Raw genomic sequence first — 2100 nt, forward strand, 5'->3', positions numbered from 1 at the left:
GTACAAGAAACTGGTTGGATAATTTAAAAATTCGTGTGGGTTACGGTATTTCTGGTACGGCCAGTATTGATCCTTATTCTTCCTCTTCTTCTCTGGAGTCCGGATGGTTGACATTAGGTGGTGAAAAAACGCAGATTTATAATCTCACTAAAATAATAGCTAATCCGGAACTGACATGGGAACGTTCAAAGAACACCAATATCGGTATTGATGCTTCTTTCCTGAATAATCGTATCAATGTAACATTGGATATGTATAAGACTAAGACGGAAGGTGTGATATGGAAAAAATCATTACCTGTAGTGAACGATTCCTATAGTTCTAAAGAGCAATATCTGACCAATATAAACTTGTGTGAAACTAAAAATAAAGGTCTTGAGCTTGCTTTGAATACCCGCAACATTGAAACTAAAAATTTTCAATGGACATCGGCTCTGACTTTTGCATATAATAAGGAAGAGATTACGAAACTGACCGGAACTGCTAATGATAAAGTAATCAATGGCGATTATACGTATGCGGTAGGTAGTGCAATCAACTCTTTTTATCACTACAAATTGGATGGTATCTGGCAGAAAGGTGAAGAAGCTGATGCTGCTGTGTTTGGACTGAAGCCGGGATCTATAAAGATTAATGTGCCTGATATGGTGCGGCATACGGATACGGACGGTAGTGTCTACTATACGAAGGTGAATGCTGACGGACAGGAAATCCGTTATGATGCTTCTAATACATATTCTGTGTCTGCTGATGATTATCAAGTATTGGGACATAACTCTCCGGATTGGACAATGGGTTTCCAGAATACTTTGACATATAAAGATTTTGATTTAAGTATTTATATGTATATGCGTTGGGGACAGATGCTTAAATATTCTGTATTGACGGATTATGACCCGACAGGGTTGAACAACTATCCTACTTATTTCAATGTATGGTCTGAAACAAATCCTTCGAACGATTTTCCAGCCATGGATGCTTCTATCAAGGATAAGTTGAGCTATTATCCAGGCTTTGCAGCGTTGTCGTATGTAGATGGATCATTCTTTAAAATAAAGAATATAACATTTGGATATACTATGCCTGATAAATTGGCTAAAAAATTGGGATTGGGCAAGCTCCGTGTGTATGGAACGATTACTAATCCATTCGTTATTGCAAAAAGTCATTTGTTGAAGGATTATGATCCGGAAATGAATGGTGGTTTGAACTATCCATTGACAAAACAGTTAGTCTTTGGTCTTAATCTTTCATTTTAATTCTCTAAACTGATAAATAATGAAGAAATTAGTATATAATGTGGCCTTAGCATTGTGTGCGATGGTTACTATCAATTCATGTTCATTGGATGAATATAATCCAATGGAAGTTACTGGCGAAGAAACGTTGGCTACGTTTGACGGGTGGTACGGAATGCAAACCCAGTGTTATAATCCTATTTATAGTCAGTTGTATACTGTGACAGACTTTTTATCTGTTGCAGAGGCTGGTACGGATACGTGGTTGACGGCAAATAATAATGATAACTCAAAAGAACTCTTTTATTATGAATCTCTGACGCCGAGTAAAGATAAGGCATGGGATAAATTATTTATGCAGGCGTATACTGCTTTGGGGATATGTAATACCGTTATAAACCGTGCGGAAAGTGTAGAAGGAAATGCGGATGATATTCGTGTGTTAACAGCCGAAGCACGTTGTTTGCGTGGTTTTTATCATTTGATATTGACTACATATTTTGGTCCGATCACTCTTTGTATGAATGAAGCGGGAAATAATATTGTGTTGGAACCTAAACGTAATACGTTATCTGAAATTTATTCATACATCATTGATGATTTGAAATATGCTGCAGATAATCTGAATACAACTCCTTACGGTAATAATCGTGCCCGTGTTTCAAAAAAATCGGCTATGGGACTTTTGGCTCGTGCCTACATACAAGGAGCCGGCCAGGGGTTGAGTGAGAATGGTGTTTCTTACTGGCAAAGAGCGGCAGATGTTGCAGAAAGCTTTATTGCGGATACAGAAGCTGGCGGAGGTACTTATGGAGGTTATCTTTATAAAGATATATCGGATATGTGGGCTGATGGCAATAAC

At 37.8% G+C, this 2100-nt stretch carries 1 protein-coding gene and 1 pseudogene; both read left to right on the forward strand.

Annotated elements, in window-relative coordinates; all coding sequences use genetic code 11:
* A pseudogene (locus AB5935_RS24360) lies at positions 1-1259 on the forward strand (SusC/RagA family protein); the annotation flags it as partial.
* A gap of 19 nt (positions 1260-1278) precedes the next feature.
* Positions 1279-2100: RagB/SusD family nutrient uptake outer membrane protein (locus AB5935_RS24365; protein ID WP_368327690.1), on the forward strand; the 822-nt coding region annotated here is incomplete at its 3' end.

This window comes from Phocaeicola sp. RTP21198st1_B8_RTP21198_201120 (assembly GCF_040929485.1).
Taxonomy (GTDB): Bacteria; Bacteroidota; Bacteroidia; order Bacteroidales; family Bacteroidaceae; genus Phocaeicola; species Phocaeicola dorei.